The sequence below is a fragment of the Aerococcus loyolae genome, assembly GCF_002871915.2.
Taxonomy (GTDB): domain Bacteria; phylum Bacillota; class Bacilli; order Lactobacillales; family Aerococcaceae; genus Aerococcus; species Aerococcus loyolae.
The window spans coordinates 18,665-38,444 of sequence record NZ_CP126958.1 but is presented as its reverse complement, the minus strand read 5'-3'; the positions used below and the strand labels follow the sequence as shown (position 1 = coordinate 38,444).

Genomic DNA, 19,780 nt, shown 5'->3' with positions numbered 1-19,780 from the left:
ACCATGTCAAGCATTGCAAGTATTTTGCGATATTAGAGTGGTACCGTGGATAAGTCCGCCTCTTATTAGAGGCGGGCTTTTTTCATTTTATCCCTCAATAAAGATTCGATGAGAGTTTGGTCCTAGCCGGCTAAAGGGCACCATAACAAGAGAAATTTTAGAAATTTAAGGAGGATTTTCCATGAAAGCAAACGTAAAAAAAGTGTTACTCGCCTATTCCGGAGGCTTAGATACCTCAGTCACCATCACTTGGTTAAAAGAAAATTATGATAACTGTGAAGTCATTGCCATGACCGCCAATGTCGGCCAAGAAGATGACTTTGATTTCATCCATGACAAGGCCCTTCAATGCGGGGCTTCCAAGATTTATATTGAAGACCTCCGCCAAGAACTCATTACCAACTACATCTACCCTGCAGTCCGTGCGGGTGGCAAGTACGAAAACAAATATCTCTTAGGGACTGCCCTCGCCCGTCCTTTGATTGCTAAACGGATGGTAGAAATCGCCCACCAAGAGGGTTGCGATGCTATTGCTCACGGTTGTACCGGTAAGGGCAATGACCAAGTCCGTTTTGAACTAGGGATCCGGGAATTCGACCCAGATATGACCATCATCGCTCCGTGGCGGGAATGGGAAATTTCTTCTCGGGAAGAAGCCTTTGACTACGCTGAAGCCCACAATATTCCCCTCCCCATCACCCGGGAAACCAACTATTCCAAAGATGAAAACCTCTGGCACCTCTCCCATGAAGGGCTGGACTTGGAAGACCCTAGCCAAAAACCTGACTATGAAGCCATTTTAGAGCTAGGTGTAAGTCCCAAACAAGCCCCTGATAAAGCCACTCCGATCACTGTCGACTTTGAAGCGGGGAACCCGGTGGCCGTTAACGGGAAGAAGTTAGATCCGATTGCCTTAATCCAAACCCTCAACCAATTAGGTGGGGCTAATGGGATCGGTATCCTCGACCTGGTGGAAAACCGTTTAGTGGGCATGAAATCCAGAGGGGTCTATGAAACTCCAGGGGGCACCATCCTCTTCCATGCCCATGAGAAGCTGGAAGAACTTACCCTGGACCGGGATACCCTACACTTTAAACAAATTCTGGCCTTGAAATACAGCGAACTCATCTATAACGGGCTCTGGTTCTCCCCACTCCGTCAAGCTATGCAAGCCTTTGTTGACCATACCCAAAGTCATGTCAACGGCCAAGTCAAACTGGAACTCTACAAGGGCAACATCATTGACGCTGGGGTAACTAGTCCAGATAGCCTCTACCGAGAAGAACTAGCCACCTTCAATGAAGATTCCATTTATAACCAAAATGATGCAGAAGGCTTCATCAAGCTCTTCGGTCTGCCTCAAAGTGCCCGGGTGAAGAAGTAAAAACGAGATCTTGTAGGGATTTCGCTTTAATTCAGCAAAAATATAATTTATAAATTTTAAATTTTTACTTGACTCCGCTGGCTAAACTGGCTATGATATTAGCAAGATTTAACAAGGAGGTCACATCATGAAGAACGCATTCCAAAGCTGGCAAAAATGGCATAGGAAGTGAGCGAACTTTTATCGGTTTAGACTCACTTTATTTACCTTGAATGTAAAGGAGTCTATGCCGAGTGTGACCTGAATATCCACGACCGCATAGAGAAAGTCTATGCGGTTTTTTGTCGTCTCATAAGGTCTTAGACTCCAAGTAAGAACAGTTTAAAAAAAGATTTGGAGGAAATCGAGATGACAGAAATTAATAACGGTTTTTATGGTGAATTTGGTGGCTGCTATGTTCCCGAAGTGGTGAAGGAGGAATTGGACCGGATTGCCGACTTCTATGAAGACATCAAGGACGATCCCGACTTCAAAGAAGAACTCGCCCTCTACCTACGCGACTATGTCGGCCGGGAAAACCCGCTTTACTACGCTGAGAACTTCAGTAAACATCTAGGCGGACCCAAAATTTACCTCAAACGTGAAGACCTCAACCACTTAGGTGCCCACAAGGTCAATAACACCATCGGTCAAGTCCTGATCGCTAAACGCATGGGCAAGAAACGGCTCATCGCTGAAACCGGAGCCGGCCAACACGGGGTCGCCACCGCAGCCGTAGCCGCTAAATTTGGCATGGAATGTACGGTTTACATGGGGCAAAAGGACGTGGAACGGCAGAAATTAAATGTCTTCCGAATGGAACTGATGGGAACCAAGGTCGTTGGCGTCAAACGAGGAGCCCAATCCCTAAAAGAAGCCGTGGATGCCGCCTTTGAAGACCTAATTGACAATTACCAAGACACCTATTACTTAGTTGGATCAGCGGTGGGTCCTCATCCTTATCCCAGCATGGTTAAACACTTCCAAAGTGTTATTAGCCAGGAAAGTAAGGCTCAAATCCTGGAACGTGAGGGTCGCTTACCTGACGCGGTAGTTGCCTGCATCGGAGGCGGGTCTAACGCCATCGGATCCTTCGCCCATTACTTAGACGAACCTACTGTCAAACTCTACGGAGCTGAAGGGGGAGGTAAGGGCCTAGACAGCGATCAAACGGCAGCGACCTTGAATCTAGGCTCCATCAAGATCGAGCACGGGATGAATACCTACTGCCTAGTCGATGAAGAAGGCAATACCAAGCCAAGTTATTCCATCTCAGCCGGCCTCGACTATGTGGCTGTGGGACCGGAACATGCCTATCTCAAAGACAGTCACCGGGCTGAGTATATCGCCATCACTGACGATGAAGCCCTGGCCGCCTTCCAACTGCTTTCGCGTACAGAAGGGATCATCCCAGCCCTAGAATCTTCCCACGCCCTAGCCCTAGCTGCTAAACTCGCCCCCCAATACACAGCCGACCAAATCCTCCTCGTCACCCTATCCGGACGCGGTGATAAGGATGTCGACCAAGTTCTCAGAATACTCGAAAACTAAAGAACAGAGTGTGACAGTCACAACAAAGGACGAAATCGCTGGAGAAAACTGGAATAAGCACAACTAGCTTGAGCGTTACCAGTTTTTGAAGCGGACGTTCGTCCTGTGACTGGAGCAGGTTTGAACAGAGTGCGTCAAGTGCATCAAAGAGCAAGACCACTGGAAGAAAAGGACGTAAGAATTCTCAAAGAGAATTCGTCGTCATTTTCTGAAGTGGACGCTTGCTCTGCACTTGGAGCACGTTTGAACAGAGTGCGACAAGTCTACAAAGAATGAAACAAACTATAACTAATTATTCTTAAATCAATAAGACATTTTCTTCCTCATTAAAAACGAAGCCCTAAAAAATGCCCCGCCCCATAGGAGAGTGGAGCGTGGCAAGCAAGGCTTCGTTTTTTATTGTTAATAGCCTTTGTGACTTAGTCGCTTGCTTTTAGCTAGGCTGGGTCTAATTGACTATCCTCTCCTTATCGCCTATCTTTGATATAAGGAGGATTTCAATGGCAAAATTAAAAAGAAAAACCTATGAAGAAAATTCAGAAGCAGAGGACATCGTGGTCAAGATCGGTCCCCTACGTTTATATTTTCAGAATGTCTATACCATTATTTCATTAATCAATGATATTTTTACCGGGAGCCTTTATTTTATTGGCTCGATTTGTAATTTCTTTGGTGCGCCCGCTATTTATGGCAATACCCTCTTTTTAATTGGGGGCTTCTCTTTTGTCATGCGGCCGATTATTAAACTCATTCATAATATTCATATCTATAAGCAGGATAAGGTCAAACGCCAACGTGATGAAGCCCAGATGAATCCTGAAAAGGTCTTCCAAATCCACCATAGCCAAGCCAGTCCTGACCAAGCAGGCGACTACTTGGGAGATGCTTACAACCATGAATACTACGAGGACGATGATTATCAATCGCATTAAAAAAAAGCCCCTGTCGCATGGGGAGGGTTGCAACAGAAGCGGTATAAGATAACCTTTTCTCAAACATTAAATAATTTGCCAATCATTTAAAGAAGGACACTTGAGAAAATAGAGGTCGAATAATCTTACACTCTTACTTTAGCATTCGATTGTAAATTTCTAGTAAATATTAGGTTTTGTTTATGTAAATAAATAAACAAAAGTACATTTTTTAATAAAAAAAGTCCATTAGACACTTAAATAGACACTTAAATTTCTCAGACCCGTTTTAAGCAGGGTCTTTTTATATAGAAAGAGCTAGCCAAAAAGAGAAATAGTGAAGACTTGTTTTCCACGTGCTTACTCTAGTTGGCTAGCTGTATTCGAATGACCTCGATTATATAAAATATTCAGTGAAAAGTCCTACATCAGACTTTCATAGAGTGCGATGACTTCATCTAATTGGGCTGGGCGTGGGTTACCTGGCGTGCAGACGTCAGCCATGGCATCCTTAGCGACTAAAGGAATGTCCTCAGCCTTGACACCCAAGTCACTCAACTTAGCAATCATGCCGACATCTTGAGCAATGGATAAGGTGGCTTGGCAAGCGGCATCACGGGCTTCTTCAATACTCATTGTATCTGTTCCCTCTACACCTAGAGCCTTGGCAATGTCTCGGTATTTTTCTCCGGTGTAGTCTTTGTTATAGCGCATCACAACCGGCAGAAGGATCGCATTGGCTTGACCATGAGGGATGCCATACCAAGCACTTAGGGGGTGGGACATGCCATGCACCAGGCCTAAACCAACATTAGAATAACCCATGGCTGCAATATATTGAGCGCTTGCCATATCTTCTTTGGCTTTGGGATCTCCTTCCACTGCCTTGCGGATGGACCGGCCGATCATTTCAATGGCCTTGATATGGACCATGTCACTCATTTCCCAGGCACCGGGGGTAATATAGCCTTCAATAGCATGGGTCAAAGCATCCATCCCGGTAGCAGCCGTTAACTTCTCAGGCATGGACATCATCATTTCACTGTCCACAAAGGCGATATCAGGAATATCATTAGGATCAACACAGACGAATTTACGTTTCTTATCGGTGTCAGTAATCACGTAGTTAATGGTGACTTCAGCCCCAGTTCCTGCTGTGGTTGGTACCGCAAAGGTCATCATGGCCTTGTTCTTAGTCGGTGCGGTTCCTTCTAACGAAACCACATCAGCAAATTCGGGGTTTTCGATAATGATGCCGACTGCCTTAGAAGTATCCATGGAGGAACCCCCACCAATAGCAATAATGCAGTCCGCCCCACTTTCTTTGACAAAGTCGACACCAGCCTTCACCGTATTGACACTTGGGTTGGCTTCCACTTGGTCAAAAACATCATAAGGAATATCATTTTCATCTAATAGATCGGTCACTTGTCTAACCACACCCGCATCAACTAGACCCCGGTCAGTGATGATGGCCGCTTTGGTCAAATCCTTGCCACGAAACTCTTCAGGAATATGTTGAATAGCTCCGGGCCCAAAATAAGAACGTTCATTAAGAATCATACGATAAGTCATGATAAGACTCCTTTCACATTTTCCTTTATGTATCCGTTTTCATTTAATATGTTATAACTTTCACATGGAAAAGTAAAGCAATCTTTTAAAGGACTTAAAGAGCCAAAGCGTATGAATTAAGACCATTTCGTTCGACTTAAAAATTGCGCTTAATAGCTATAAATACGAAAAGAGGTAGCCCATTGAAATACCCAAGGAAAATTTTCATCAGATACCAACAAGCTACCCTTATTCGAATGACCACAATGAATATGGTATAGTGACAGCGAACTGTCACCTCTATATGTTACAACTTTCACATGAAAAAGTAAAGGAAAATTTTGCTTAATATAAGAAAACTTTATTGTCGGTAAATTGCAATATCAAGTGCATATTTATTTTAAAAAATCCCAGTGTCATGCCAAATAACTAAAAAGCTGATAAAGTCAATAATTCTTGGCCCGTTTTTCTCTAGCTTAAAGTGCTTGATTATCATTTAGAGATTCAGGGTGGGGCTGTCAAGGTGGAGAGCGAAGCGGACCTTGACTGGCCCACACTGAATCTCTATGCTTTGTTAAGCACTTTAGCCTGCTTCTTTAAGCGTTTCCTGAAGTTTCGCAACTTCTAGGTTATAACAGTCGTTAGGGGTTTGATAATCTAAGACCTTTCTAAAGCGATTATTTATTGTATTCGTATAGTGTGCGAGTTCCTGGTATGTCAGCTTTTTAAAGCTTGTCCCTTTGGGCAAGAATTCTCTTAACATGCGATTATGTCTCTCATTACTGCCTTTTTCCCAAGCTGAATAGGCATGGGCGAAAAAGACTTCCAAATCCTTCAGAGCATACTCAAGCTGAGATAGTTTAGAAAATTCACTGCCGTTATCGGTCGTTAAGGTTTTAAAACACGCTTGACCCTCTTTAAGAATCACCTTTTTAACCGATTTTACAATGGAATCTGCATCCCACTTCCAAGTCTTCTTGGTGAGGAATTTTCGCGTTTTCCGTTCAACTAGAGTAATAAGACATGGCTCTCCTTTAGTCTTCTTTCCTATCACGAGGTCAAGCTCCCAGTGACCAAATTCTTCTCTTGAAAGGACGTCTGGGCATCGCTGATCAATGCTTTTTCCAAATACCTTTTTATTCGTCCCACGCGGTTCACTAGGTTGTTTTCTTGGACGAATCCTTGTTTTCATAGGAAGATCAATATTCCTCACATTTAATAAACCAAGATTGATATATTTATACATGGTTTTGGTGCAAGGAACTCTTTCTAAAGGGTGTTTTCTGCGGTAATCATGAATAAACGTATCAACACTGAAAATACGGTCTTCTTTAGGTGTCAGTAAGGCTTCCTCAAAGGCTTTAATGAAGTTAGATTTTCCATACAAAGCGCCTCTGGCTTTAGAATTTGACCGATTATCTTTATAAACACGCGAGCCAGTTTCTGCAAGATAGACATCAACGTAGGTATGATCATAGTTCATTTGACGTGTTTTTCCACGTTTTAGTTCACGAGATATGGTGCATTGATTGACGCCAACGGCGTCAGCAATCTCTTTCTGTTTATGTCCTTCTTGGTGCATTGCTTGGATAATTCCGCGTTTTTCTGCAGAAAGGTGTGTATATGATCTAGGTTTCGTGTTAGAATGTTTCATAGCCAGTGAGTGCTCCTTTACTTGGGTTTAGACGCTTTTAAGTATAGAGCATCACTGGTTTTTTGTCGTCCTTTTCTCTATGCACTTCATTTTACAATTTACCAAACTTTATTGTCCAAGGAGAGTGATTTTTGACGATTGGACACACTCGACCAGTAGCGATAGGATAAATCCGCTTTTTCTTTTTGATCATCTTGTTGCCTGCTTACTAGCGTGATATAATAAAAGCAAAGGTTGGGTGCATTAAGTGCCCGTTTTGTGGAATTACTACAGCATTGTTACAATTTGGATTAAAGCTATTATCAAGCTAATAATTGCCGTTATTAGCCCAATGTATGCAATTGATAATTCAATGTTTGAGCGGTCTTTGGGCCGCTTTTTTATGTAAATAGGATGATATAAATGGCCAACTTTTTTGTTAGTGTTCATCATGTTAACAATGAGATACAATTAGTATGAAATAATAATAGATGAGGTTATTTATATGACTAGGATTAACATAAGAGTTGATGGCGATTTAAAAGAAAAAGCAGACGAATTACCGAACAAACTAGCGACAAATAAGCAAATTAAGAACAGGCAAGCCCGGGCAGAAGCGGAAGGCGACCAAGTAAAAACTTATGATAATGTTAATGACTTACTAGAGGCACTAAATGAGTAAAATTAGATTCATTAGATCTTACAGACATGATATAATAAAAACAAGGGACGGGACTAGCGTACTAGCCTCGTAAGAAAATTATTAAAGATTTTTGATTAAGTCTATTAGTGTAAGAATTAGCTCAATAACCGCAATGGTTAAGCCTATTATATCTTTACCGCTGATAGGCTTTTTCTTATGCCCAAAATAGGACAGAATTACAGCAAAAAAGCTCTCTTGATGGAAATTATTTAAGTAATATATATTACCAAGTCAGCAATGGGGGTAGAAATGTCTTCCGTCTTTTCTTCCGTCCTGAACCGGAAATATGGCCTTATCATCATCTATCCTCATATACAAAAACAGCGCACTAACAAGCTTTTCAAGTACTTGTTAGCGCGCTCTGTCTCATAAATGGATCCTGAGGGGCTCGAACCCTCGACCCACGGATTAAGAGTCCGTTGCTCTACCAACTGAGCTAAGGATCCGTTGACTACCTTTATAATGTTACTCCTGTTTGACCTAAAATGCAAGACTTTTTTTCATTTTAGGAGGAAAAAGTAGCCATAATTCGCAATTTCCTTATAGGATAGCGGAATTTCAAGCAAAATTGCTCCCATTCAGAGTTCAGTCATTAAGCCATTTCCTCATCTCTAAAGCTGACTGAAGAGAATTTATTGAACTCTTTGGTAAAGATCAATTTGACGGTTCCCCGAGCCCCGGCCCGGTTCTTTTCAATGATGACTTCTATGATATTATTCTCATCCTGGTCTTCGCCCTCTTCCCCATCTTCGCGCTCATAATAGTCTTCGCGGTAGAGGAAGGCCACGATATCGGCATCTTGTTCGATAGATCCTGATTCCCGGATATCACTAAGAACTGGGCGTTTATCCTGCCTCTGTTCTACGGACCGCGATAATTGGGATAAGGCAACCACGGGACAAGAAAGTTCTTTGGCTAATTTCTTTAATTGCCGGGAAATTTCAGAAACCTCTTGTTGGCGGTTTTCGCTCCGTCGGCTCCCTTCAATCAACTGCAAGTAGTCAATCACAATCAAGTCCAACTTGCCCTTGTCTTGGTAGAGACGGCGGGACTTGGCCCGGATTTCTGCCATCCGGTTCCCGGGAGTATCATCAATGTAAATTTCAGAAGACCCCAAGGCCCCCATGGCCACAATTAAGTCTGACCACTCTTGTTCCAGCAGTTGCCCCGTCCGCAAGCGGCCCGCATCAATACTGCCCTCGGCACATAACATCCGGTTAACCAAGGATTCAGCCCCCATTTCCAGAGAGAAAAGGGCAACCACTGCGCCCTGTTTAGTGGCAACATTTTGAGCGATATTTAAGGCAAAAGCCGTCTTCCCGACCCCAGGGCGGGCGGCGATAATAATCAATTCGTCTTCATGTAACCCGGCCGTCATGCGGTCTAAATCGGGATAACCTGTCGCTAGCCCCGTAATCGACTTCTTATTCTTGGATAATTCTTCGATGGTATCCAAGGACTGGTTCAAGACCTTACCAATATGGACAAAACCACTGCGGTTACGGCTTTGAGAAACATCTAAAATCGACCGTTCGGCATGGTCCAAGATGTCCATGACATCGGACTGCTCTTCGTAACTCTCTCTTGAGATTTCATTGGAGGCATGGATTAATTTCCGTAAGATCGATTTTTGTTCCACGATTTGGGCATAGTATTCCGCATGGGCAGCGGTTGGGGTATTGGTTGCTAGTTCGAAGAGGTAATCTGCCCCACCGACATTGTCCAGCATGCCTTGACTTAAGAGGCTATCCTGAACCGTAATCACGTCAATCCCCTCTTGGTCTTCATTCAGCTGCCGCATGCTTTCAAAGATGAGTTGGTGGGCCCGTTTATAGAAATCTTGGGGTTCGATATATTCATTGACAGCAGGAAAAACCTCAGGATCCAAGAACACCGACCCTAAGACTGCCTGTTCCGCTTCTATACTTTGAGGCGGAATGCGCTCGATTAAATTATCATCTGCCATCGCTTCAGACCATCCTTTCTCATCCGATCCCTACTATTATACATGAACTTTTCTAAATACCATATACTAATCCTTGTCAGTCAAAAAGACAAGAAAAAGAGCCAGTGAGGTAAAATCCCCCGGTCCTGGCTCTTTAAGCTTGCGACTAATTATTCTTCAACAATGTGGACACGGATAGTCGCTTCCACATCAGTATGCAATTTGACCGGCACATTCCGGTAACCGAAAGCCCGGATGGGTTCTGGCAGGTCAATTTTACGTTTGTCGACCTTGATGTCGTATTGTTTCTTCAAGGCTTGGGCGATTTGCTTAGAGGTCACCGAACCGAAGAGACGACCATCTTCGCCACCCTTGGCTTTGACTTCCACAACAGTCTCTTCATCTTCCAATTTTTTCTTCAATTCCTTAGCTTCTGCGAGTTCTTCAGCAGCTTCCTTAGCTTGGGCTTTCTTCTTCCCTTCTAAGGCAGAAACGGCTGACTTGGTGGCTTCCTTAGCTAAACCTTTCTTGAAGAGGAAGTTTTGCGCATAGCCGGTGTTAACCTCTTTGATTTCGCCTTTTTTACCTTGGCCTTTCACATCTTGTAGAAAAATGACTTTCATTGTTAAGCCTCCTTGTGTAATTTTCTTGTCTCATAGCTAACAGGCTTTGGGTATAAGGCCTGTTCACGAATAAACATAATCTTATTCTAATAAAGAATTGACCAGAGCTCAAGCTTTGGCCTTGTCTTCCGCTTACTTATCGGAGGAATGCCGGCGAATGAGTAGGTCGCGATCGGTAAAGAACTTCCGATAAGTTAATAAAGAAGACACAAAAGTGGTAATCGCCGCTGTCGATAGGGTCATAAACATGACAATACTTTGGTAGAGGACCGCTGTCATGGGGTCAACGCCCGCAAAGAGCAGCCCCATCATCATCCCAGGCAGGGTGACGATCCCCGTGGTCTTGGCGCCATCAATGGTCGGAATCATTCCATCAGCAATGGTTTGCCGGATCAATCCCTGCGAAGCTTGCCGGGGAGTGGCGCCCAATGCCAAACGTTCTAGGATGGCCTGGGACTGGTCACTAAAATAGGTCAGTAGGTCCGAAAAGACTAAACCTACCGCATTCATGGCGTTACCAATAATCATACCCGAAATAGGAATCACTTGGGAGGGGGTCCATTGGACTGCTCCTGAGCCCACAAAGACAAAGAGCGTCACCCCTTCTGTCACCATCAGGGTCACCAGAGCAATCCAAAAACGTCCCTTAATCTGCCCGCCGCGCTTAGAGGCGTTCCAAGCCGCGATCACTAACATTATCAGTAGTAAGAGGGCAGATAAATAAAAATTATCTTTAGTAAAAATAAATTGAAAAATCAATGCTGCAATCGACAATTGGATAACAATTCTGATCCCCGCCGTCAAGATCGCCTTCTCTAACTTCAATTGGTTAAAATAAGAAATCGCTAAACTAATCAATACTAAAGAAAAAGAAAAGGCTAGGGCTATTGGGGTCATACTTACATTTTCCATGCTATTCCTCCTCCTAATCGCGACTATGGCCGCTTAATTTTAAGCGTTGCCGGTCATCAAAGAAACTCTGATAGGCAAAATGGGTCGCCACGTAAGAAGCGATGGTTGCCGTTGAGATATGGGTAAACATAATCATCATCTGGTACATAATGGCGGTCTTAGGCTCCACCCCAGCAAAGAGCAAACCATTCATGGTCCCTGGAAAGGTCACAATTCCCACCGCATAGGCCTTGTCCAAGGTCGGCCGCATCCCCTTTTGCATGGCTTGGCGGATAATTCCCATGGACGCCTGCTTAGGATTGGCTCCCAGAGCTAAACGTTCCTGAATTTTTTGGCTATCTTGGTCGAAAGTGGTCAATAAATGACCATAGGCTAAACCCAGAGCCGTCATGGAATTCCCAGCAATGGTTCCTCCTAGGGCAATCACCTGAGAAGGGGTAAAAGCCAGGGCTCCAGCTAGGACCAGTAAGGAAAGCGTCCCGACTACCGTAAAACTAATAGCTAAGAGCGAGATCCAAAAAACATGGTCAATCCCCTGGCCCCGTTTGGCCGCGTGAAAGGCCGCATTAATAATAATCAGACCGATCAGCGTTGCAGTCAAGAGCGGGTGGTTGATATCAAAAATAAAGGAAAGGACTAAACCCACCAAGTAAAGTTGTAGGACCACTCGAAAAGCGGAAGTAACCAGTTCGCCCTCTAAGCCTAAACGTTGGCGGTAGGAAATGTAGAGACTAATCACCACCAGACCCGCACTGAGAACTAGGGAGAGGGGGTTGGCTTGGAGCATACTATTCACCCACTTCACCCCCTGCATTTCCTTGGTTGGATGATTCTTCTTCATCAGCTGGCGTTTTTTCCGTAGCTGATAAGGTCAAGGTGCGGTCGGTCATCTCGTGCTCGGAATCAATATGAGAAACCATCAAGTAGGTCACCTGGTGTTTAGCGCGGTAATCTTTTAGCCAGGACCAGACCAGGTCACGGGACTTAGCATCCAGGGCACTGGTAATTTCATCTAATAAGAGCACCTTGGGTTCAAAAAAGAGGTTCCGAATTAAAGCTACCCGTTGCTTCTCCCCGCCAGATAAGGTATCAATTTCCTTATCGATAAAATGCCTATCCAGGGCCATGGCTTCTAAACCGCGCTTGGCTAAGTCTTCATCAAAGTCCTCCCCACGAATTTCAAAGGGGAAGGCCAGGTTTTCTCTGACGGTATGGCCAAACAATTGTGGGGATTGGAAACAGTAGGAAACTTGCTTACGAATAGTGGTTGGTGGGTAGTCCTCAATCGCTTGGTCATTTAATTGGTAGCTTCCGGAAACCTGTAAAGCCGGGTCATACAATTGGGCCAAGTATTTCAATAAGGTACTCTTCCCTGAACCGGAAGGCCCTTTGATCCCGACAAATTCACCCGCTCCAATGGAAAAAGATAAGTCCTTAATAATAGTCCCCTGATCACTGGCAATAGTTAAATGGTCGACTTGGATAATATTCTCTTTCATAATTACCTACTTTCCTGATAAAGAAAATAATCAACAAGAGCCTGACTGTCCCATGTTGATTATCTTCCTTCCTATATAATAAAAGTTAAAACTCTGCTTTTGACAAACTCCCGGCCTAGTCTTCCTCACTTTGTTTCTTAATCACATCAATTAACAGCTCACGGGCTTGACTGACAGAAACATCAGAAATTTGGGTAGCAGCATTAGACAAGTGTCCGCCACCACCAAGTTCTTCCATAACGGTTTGGACATTGACATTCCCCATACTACGAGCAGAGATCCCTACCCGCTTGTCTTCCCTTAAGAAGACCACGAAGGAAGCTACAATCCCATTCATGGATAGTAAAGAGTCAGCCGCCTGAGCCGCAGTCACTGTGGAATAGACCGTGTCATCGTCACCCGCAGCGATCCCATAGTAAGGGGGCATGATGTCGACGCTTTCGATCAATTCATTCCGTTTAATGTATTCGGACAAGTCCTCCTTGAGGAACTCTTGAATCAGGATTGAATCGGCTCCACAGGATTTTAAGTAAGAAGCGGCGTCAAAGGTCCGTGACCCTGTCCTCAATGTAAAGTTTCTGGAGTCAATAATAATCCCAGCTAACATGGTCGTTGCTTCAATCCGATTAATGGATTTAGAAGAAGCATTTTGATATTCAAAGAACTCGGTGATCAGTTCACAGGTTGATGAAGCGTAGGGTTCAATATACTCTAGGAGCACATTCTCAGGGTATTCTTCCCCTTTACGGTGGTGGTCGATCACCACTACCCCATTCACCATATCAATCAATTTTGGTGCGGTAGTAATGGAAGGCCGGTGAACATCAACGATAAAGAGTAAGGAATTGTGTTCAATCAGCTCCTCAGCCTCTTGGGGACTAATGATGGACTCATTAATGACCTCGTCCTTACGCAATTCCACCAGTAACTTCTCAATATCAGAATTGATCCGCGATTCATCAATAATAATATGACACTTGCGATCATTCATCTCGGCAATACGGCGGATCCCAATGCAGGCCCCGATAGCATCCATATCCGGATAATCATGCCCCATAACAAAAATGGATTCGTTTTGTTGCATCATTTGAGCGATGGTGGTGGCGATTTGGCGGGAACGAACATGTGTTCTCTTCACCATAGGGTTGGTTTTCCCACCATAGTAACGAGCTTTTTCGCTTTCAATCTTAATCACCACCTGGTCTCCCCCACGACTAAGGGCTAAATCCAAGTTAGATTGGGCAATTTCATTAATTTTACCAATATCAGGCGCTTCGTCATCCTCTTCTTGGTAAGAAATCCCCATGGAAATGGTCAAGGGGAAGTTGCCCTTAGAGGTGGTTTCGCGAATAGTATCAATCACTGAAAAGCGATCTTCTTCCATTTCCATCAGTTCCCCATAAGTGGTGACTAAGAGGAAACGGTCATCATCCAAACGTTTGATAAAAGAACCAAACTTCTTAGCCCAAGCAAATAATTGCTTAGTCATAAAGTTATCCACTGTGGATTTCCGTCGGTCGGAATAGGAAGCGATGGTTTCATCATAGTTATCAATCAAGATATTGGCAATAACTAGACGGTTCTTATCAGCCACATCTGCAATCCGACCATATTCAGTGATATCTAGCATATACATGGCATTTTGGTCTTCCAAAAGTCCCACAGAGAGATAGTGGTCGTCCCAGGAAATCGGGTGACCAGTGACATCATCTTCATCCGTTTCTTTTAATTGGTGGTAGATATCGGATAAAACGCTATCCACGTCATCAATCTTATTGCCTAAAGTATCACTACTATTAAAGTAATTTTGCATATAGGGATTCATCCAACGTATGGTATCATCCTCTTCAAACAAAATAATTCCTAGGGGGATCTGTAAGAGAATTTCATTTTCAATGGTCTGAATATCATCAGTGAGGTCATAGACCTGCTTATTCAGTTCCTGTTCAATCAGTCTGAACGCCACATAAACCAGAATAATAGCAAAAATAACCAAAAGAAATGAAATCATGGCAATCAAGGGATTGTTATGCATTAACATCCCTACCGCTAGGAAAACTAAGATGGCAGCAATAACCAAAGGCACAAAAATATTGGATTGATTTAAGATATTGGACAGACGTCCACTATGTTTATTATCTTTCATATTTTTCTCCTTTGTAGTTAACGATAAAGGTATACATACATCCTCTATTTTACCATATTTTTAATAAATTCTAAAGATTTCCTATTCTCAGGCGATATAAGTCTGTAAGGGATCGGTGCTGGGAAATTATTGGTGTCATATAAAGAGCTGTCAGCGAAATAATGTAACTAATAAGAATTTATCCCCTGATTTTCGAGAAGAAAACAAATTATTATACTTGTACAGTAGAAATAAGGGGTCCTATTCACATAGGAAGACATAATAGAAGCCCCATAAAGGAAACATTTTAATGTTTTCACAGAAATGTTTCACGTGAAACATACTTTCTTATTTCTAAATTTGGAAACTAACTAAAAGCTCTATAGCGCGAAATTGCTAATTCAGTCCTTAATTTTATATCACACTAGCTGAAATTGATCATCATCAAGTTATATAGAGAGCTAGAAAGCTTTCCTAAGTATCAAAGTATCAAAGCTTATTAATAAAATTTCCTTACATCGATTAATTCATAAGTGGATTAGTAGCTAATTTTAATAATTCCACCTTAATCAAGAAACAAGACTTAGTTATTATCCTTATTTGAAGTGCAGTCAAGCTATAAATTCAAATCTCATACTTATACAATTAATAGTGACTTATATGGATACTTCATAGTGTTAAAAGTAATATAAATACCCATAAACTTTGCCATTTCTTTATATATATAGGATTATTTATTGTTGGTAATTTCTCAGCTCATAACCTCTTTATAATAGATTGTCTAAGTGTTACCTCTCCATGAAATGGGCGAAATTGCCACTTAAGGGATTGTTTCACGTGAAACATTTTAAAAAATAGACTAGTACTACTTTAGCTAACAATGATTTATTATTTATTAGTAGTGTCAGATTAATGTATTGATATATAGAACTCTTTACCATGAAAATCTTATAAAATTTTGTCAAATTATACTTTATGGAAGGCATGGCGCCATTGTTTCACGTGAAACAATGGCTATAATAAAGTTTTTATTTAAATTGCTATCTACTTATGTTATCACACCACCACTATTATTATCTTTTCCATAGACTATAATTCTTCAAAGCTAATCAAAATCATATATAGAAGGGTGGCTGTAAGACTATCTATAATACATAAAAACTTCCATATAATTAGATAAGTCCTAAAATCTGCCTTTATTTTATAATTATTAGCTAAGTTTAAATAAATCCCACTATGTAGACGACAGTAAACAGTTCTAAATAACTGATGTTCCACGTGAAACATTTGTAATAGGAGATTATAAATCTGTTAAACAGAGAATTTTCTTGTTTCACGTGGAACAATTATGTAAAGCAATAAATACTGAGCTATATTGAGTGATAAATTATAAATATCAGCTATACTCTTTCTTCCCCGTAAAAATATTACTCGTTTAAGAGAATGGGCCAATCATCAATCATCAATCTTTTCTCTTACTTTGAGGGCCAATAATTGTAAGCTTCGTAATAAACATAGTTCTAGAGTACTAGTAACTAAGATAAATAAGCTCATAAAAGGGAAAACTACAGTCAGTTTAGTAATTTTAAGAGGAAAACTGGGAATATTGTAGTAATCATAATGACTTTATACTAAAAAAGGATCTACATAATAGAATATAAACCAACGGAGGACCCTAAATACCTAGAATTTCAAAAAAGAATTCAAAGTAAAGATGTTTCACGTGAAAGATAGTCAGCAAGCAGCCAGCCATTTTTTCTAACTAGATTACCGCATATTCTTGAAATAATGTTCAGTTAAACTTTTTCTTCTAATAATGTATTAGCTTAATCAAGAGACATTAACAAAGACATAAAGTCTAAGGCAAAAGAAGAAGCTGAAAAGCTAATTAATCTAGTTACAGGTTCAGCTTTAATAAAAAGGGAGGAAAAAGTATATATAAAAAAGACCTTGTAATTACTCAATCATCTCTTATTTACTAACAAACAGAGAAAACAAGCTGTAAATAAGAAAAACAACATCTAAAAGGGCTAGGCAGTTGATACATAAATGCCTATCCAGAAATAGTAAATAATATACATACATCTAGTAAGCTCTATTAAAAGATCCCATCCTAAACGGAATCTCCTTTCAGACTATCTTATCCACAAGCTTAAAAGTGAACGTTCTTTTCATAATACTAATTGTGAGTAAATGATATCCACTTGTGGATAATGTCAGATACAAGAGCAAATTTCTTAGCAGAACACCTATATTCCGAACACTTATCCACAATTGCAAAGGGCTTAGTAGCAAGGTTTCCAGCAAGAACATTCGTTTTATTAACAGATTTATCCACAAGTGTAAATCTTATCTACTTATTTGTTTCACGTGAAACACTTATCCACAAAAAAAGCCTAGCATTCAGGCTAGGCTTCTACTACTTCTATTCTATAATTACTTATCCACAGGCCCTTTTCAAATTAAGAATCCTCATATTTCTTTAATAAACGCATATTCATATAATACATGAAGAGATAAAAAGTAACTGTCGCTACCAAGAGAAAAACAACTTCTCTCAATCCAAATTGGACAGCGCCTTCCCTAACCTTTTGACCTAAGCTCTGAAATAGGAGAAGGATAATCCCATAGATAAGGGAATTTTTGACGGTTTTCTTTCGAATCCGTTTTTTATTAGCTGGGTAATCAGAGGAATCAACTTCCTTAACCATAATGCCTAATTTCATCGAAAAGATCAGGATATAAACCATGGTTATAACAATGCCCAATAAAGACCCCCATAGGATGAAATTAAAGGCAATTAAAGACTGGTTAGCTGGAAAAAAGAGGGCAATTAAGAATAGAATGGCTTCCCAGAACCATAGAAAAATGAAACACTTGTTCCCCATACGCTCGCATTGAGTGAGCCGATATTCATCCATTTCTTCAACACCATAAAGGAATTTTAAGAAACGAATATAGAGACTATTCTTCTTTCTCATCATCATCTTCCTCCCAAAATAAAGCATTTAAATCAGTATCTAAGGCTTTGGCTAAGGCAATGCAGAGCTCTAGACTTGGATTATAGCGGTCATTTTCTATCATATTCACGGTTTGACGAGCAACGCCGATCTCTTCTGCTAGAGCTTTTTGCGATAATCCCGACCGTGTGCGGTAATATTTTAAGCGATTCATCGTTCACCTCACCAATTTCACAGCAATGTCAGTAATACAGGACAGTATAATCGAATATTTTTGTTTTGTCAATTATAATAGACAAAGTATCTTTAGCTCTTCTTTGTCCACAAGTGGATAAGTTTTTTTCTGAAGCCTTCGTCTAAGCTTACTTTCGAGTGCTTAGTAGAAAAAAGAACATAAAAAAAGACTGCGATAGTAGTTATCACAGCCTCCTTTAACATTTTATTATTCAGCAACGGTAAATGGCAAGAGGGCCATAATCCGTGCGCGTTTGATTGCTGAAGTTAAGGTACGTTGGTGTTTAGCACAGGTACCAGTTACGCGACGTGGTAAAATCTTACCCTTGTCAGAAACGTAACGACTTAGCAAATCGGTATCTTTATAATCAATAAAGTCCATATGGTTAGCGCAGAAGAAACATACTTTTCTACGTCTGCGTCCACCACGGCGACGATTTTGTGCCATGTTCATTATCCTCCTTTGTCCATTCCACTAGAATGGAAGATCATCATCAGCGATATTGATCGATCCGTCATTATCATTTGATGGGAAAGGATTATTGTTTCCACCAGCAAATGGGTCGTTGGATCCACCAAAGCTGTTATCATTCATTGAAGGGGAATCTTGTTGATTATTATAGCCGCCAAAGCTTTGATTAGAGCCAAAAGAGTCATTCGCAAAATTATTGCCTGGGTTGGCAAAGTTATTGCCATTGTCACTGCCTTGTGGGCGTTGTTCAGTGACACTCTTAGGTTCCAGTAAGCTAAAGTTATTTGCTAAGACTTCAGTCACATAAACACGTTGGCCTTGTTGGTTTTCGTAGTTACGGGTTTGAATATTGCCTTCAATCCCTACCAAAGAACCTTTCCGTGTAAATTTAGCAAAGTTTTCAGCAGCTTTACGCCACATCACACAATTGATGAAATCTGTTTGGGTTTCACCTTGGGCATTGCGGTAGTTACGGTCACAAGCTACAGTAAAGTTGGCTACTGCAGTTCCACTTTGGGTATAACGTAGATCAACTTCCCGAGTTAATCGGCCGACTAAGACGACATTATTAATCATACAATGACCCCTCTCTTAAGACTTACTTCTTATCACTAAGCTTCAACTTTTGTAATCATATGACGTAAAATGTCGTCATTAATCTTGGCAAGACGGTTGAATTCATCGATTCCAGCTGCGTCTTCAGCTTCGCATTCGATCAAGTGGTAAACACCTTCACGGAAATCATTGATTTCATATGCGAAACGCAATTTTTGCCAATCTTCTGATTTAGTGATTGTTGTGCCGTTTGAAGTTAGGATATCGTCAAAACGTTTCACTAAAGCCTCTTTAGCTTCACTGTCAATGTTTGGACGGATAATGTATAACACTTCATATTTTGTTACATTTTCACTCATCAGTTCGCACCTCCTTTTGGTCTATAAGGTTCTTAATTCAATTAAGAACAAGGAGAGTAATTTTCATACTCACAGTTTTTAATCATAGCAAAAACCACTAGGAATAACAAGGATAAAATCTGGAATTCAGTAAATTTTTGCCAAAGGACTTGAATGGGAGGCATTGACAAAAGTCCTATCGACCTATCTAATCAAAATGTGTTCCAAGCGCAGAGCAAGCGTCCGCTTCAGGAAATGTTATCAATACTCTCTTTAAGACTTTTGCCGCCATTTTCTTCCAGCGGTCTTGCTCTTTAGCGCGCTTGTCACACTCTCTAGGTCTATTCTAGCAGTTATTTCCAAAATCTGCTGGAAGAAAGGTCAGGTCTTAAAAGGGTCTAA

General features: G+C 41.4%; 17 protein-coding genes, 1 tRNA gene and 1 other annotated feature (1 of these 19 only partly in view). Of the genes, 4 read left to right on the top strand and 14 right to left on the bottom strand.

The window, feature by feature from the left end; all coding sequences use genetic code 11:
• Positions 1–66, top strand: a binding site (T-box leader) (it extends 139 nt beyond the left edge of the window).
• Between the two features lie 115 nt (positions 67–181).
• From CJ190_RS00160 to CJ190_RS00150, 3 genes are all read left to right on the top strand, one after another.
• Positions 182–1,384 carry an argininosuccinate synthase gene (locus CJ190_RS00160; protein WP_070598007.1) on the top strand — a complete coding sequence of 401 codons (1,203 nt, stop codon included), beginning with the start codon at positions 182–184 and terminating at the stop codon, positions 1,382–1,384.
• Positions 1,385–1,732: 348 nt separating this feature from the next.
• Positions 1,733–2,914 (top strand): tryptophan synthase subunit beta, encoded by a 1,182-nt coding sequence (gene trpB / locus CJ190_RS00155; RefSeq protein WP_064292237.1) that lies wholly within the window; start codon positions 1,733–1,735, stop codon positions 2,912–2,914.
• 500 nt (positions 2,915–3,414) lie between these two features.
• Positions 3,415–3,846, top strand: coding sequence for a YrhK family protein (locus tag CJ190_RS00150; protein WP_064292892.1), 432 nt, complete (start codon positions 3,415–3,417; stop codon positions 3,844–3,846).
• A 402-nt stretch (positions 3,847–4,248) separates the two neighbouring features.
• Here the strand turns inward: CJ190_RS00150 and fucO are convergent, their stop codons facing one another.
• Together fucO and CJ190_RS00140 are read right to left on the bottom strand one after the other, a co-directional pair.
• Positions 4,249–5,400, bottom strand: coding sequence for a lactaldehyde reductase (gene fucO / locus CJ190_RS00145; protein WP_064292891.1), 1,152 nt, complete (start codon positions 5,398–5,400; stop codon positions 4,249–4,251).
• Positions 5,401–5,962: 562 nt separating this feature from the next.
• Positions 5,963–7,033, bottom strand: coding sequence for an IS30 family transposase (locus CJ190_RS00140; protein WP_101562109.1), 1,071 nt, complete (start codon positions 7,031–7,033; stop codon positions 5,963–5,965).
• Between the two features lie 484 nt (positions 7,034–7,517).
• Between CJ190_RS00140 and CJ190_RS00135 the strand changes: the two genes are divergently transcribed.
• Positions 7,518–7,694, top strand: a complete 177-nt coding sequence (locus CJ190_RS00135; RefSeq protein WP_156496342.1) for a hypothetical protein — start codon at positions 7,518–7,520, stop codon at positions 7,692–7,694.
• A 394-nt stretch (positions 7,695–8,088) separates the two neighbouring features.
• On the opposite strand, the gene CJ190_RS00130 is transcribed toward CJ190_RS00135, so the two are convergent.
• From CJ190_RS00130 to rpsF, 12 genes are all read right to left on the bottom strand, one after another.
• A tRNA-Lys gene (locus CJ190_RS00130) sits at positions 8,089–8,161 on the bottom strand.
• A 146-nt stretch (positions 8,162–8,307) separates the two neighbouring features.
• On the bottom strand, positions 8,308–9,681 hold the full coding sequence (gene dnaB, locus CJ190_RS00125; RefSeq protein WP_064292890.1) for a replicative DNA helicase: 1,374 nt from the start codon (positions 9,679–9,681) through the stop codon (positions 8,308–8,310).
• Between the two features lie 149 nt (positions 9,682–9,830).
• On the bottom strand, positions 9,831–10,283 hold the full coding sequence (gene rplI / locus CJ190_RS00120) for a 50S ribosomal protein L9 (RefSeq protein WP_060779022.1): 453 nt from the start codon (positions 10,281–10,283) through the stop codon (positions 9,831–9,833).
• Positions 10,284–10,415: 132 nt separating this feature from the next.
• On the bottom strand, positions 10,416–11,195 hold the full coding sequence (locus CJ190_RS00115) for an ABC transporter permease (RefSeq protein WP_064292889.1): 780 nt from the start codon (positions 11,193–11,195) through the stop codon (positions 10,416–10,418).
• Positions 11,196–11,208: 13 nt separating this feature from the next.
• Positions 11,209–11,982 (bottom strand): ABC transporter permease, encoded by a 774-nt coding sequence (locus CJ190_RS00110; protein WP_070598153.1) that lies wholly within the window; start codon positions 11,980–11,982, stop codon positions 11,209–11,211.
• A 1-nt stretch (position 11,983) separates the two neighbouring features.
• Positions 11,984–12,694, bottom strand: coding sequence for an ABC transporter ATP-binding protein (locus CJ190_RS00105; protein ID WP_064292887.1), 711 nt, complete (start codon positions 12,692–12,694; stop codon positions 11,984–11,986).
• Between the two features lie 115 nt (positions 12,695–12,809).
• A complete protein-coding gene (locus CJ190_RS00100) occupies positions 12,810–14,840 on the bottom strand; it encodes a DHH family phosphoesterase (protein ID WP_070598127.1) in 2,031 nt (676 codons plus the stop codon).
• A 2,441-nt stretch (positions 14,841–17,281) separates the two neighbouring features.
• Positions 17,282–17,800 carry a DUF3278 domain-containing protein gene (locus CJ190_RS00095; RefSeq protein WP_070598128.1) on the bottom strand — a complete coding sequence of 173 codons (519 nt, stop codon included), beginning with the start codon at positions 17,798–17,800 and terminating at the stop codon, positions 17,282–17,284.
• Complete coding sequence (locus CJ190_RS00090; RefSeq protein WP_013669762.1) at positions 17,784–17,993, bottom strand: helix-turn-helix transcriptional regulator; 210 nt, start codon at positions 17,991–17,993, stop codon at positions 17,784–17,786. Before CJ190_RS00090 ends, CJ190_RS00095 begins: the two co-directional genes overlap by 17 nt.
• A gap of 228 nt (positions 17,994–18,221) precedes the next feature.
• Entirely contained in the window at positions 18,222–18,461 is a 240-nt protein-coding gene (gene rpsR, locus CJ190_RS00085; protein WP_013669454.1) for a 30S ribosomal protein S18, read from the bottom strand.
• A 27-nt stretch (positions 18,462–18,488) separates the two neighbouring features.
• A complete protein-coding gene (gene ssb / locus CJ190_RS00080; RefSeq protein WP_064292227.1) occupies positions 18,489–19,061 on the bottom strand; it encodes a single-stranded DNA-binding protein in 573 nt (190 codons plus the stop codon).
• 35 nt (positions 19,062–19,096) lie between these two features.
• Positions 19,097–19,399, bottom strand: coding sequence for a 30S ribosomal protein S6 (rpsF, locus tag CJ190_RS00075; protein ID WP_013669618.1), 303 nt, complete (start codon positions 19,397–19,399; stop codon positions 19,097–19,099).
• Positions 19,400–19,780 lie beyond the last annotated feature (381 nt).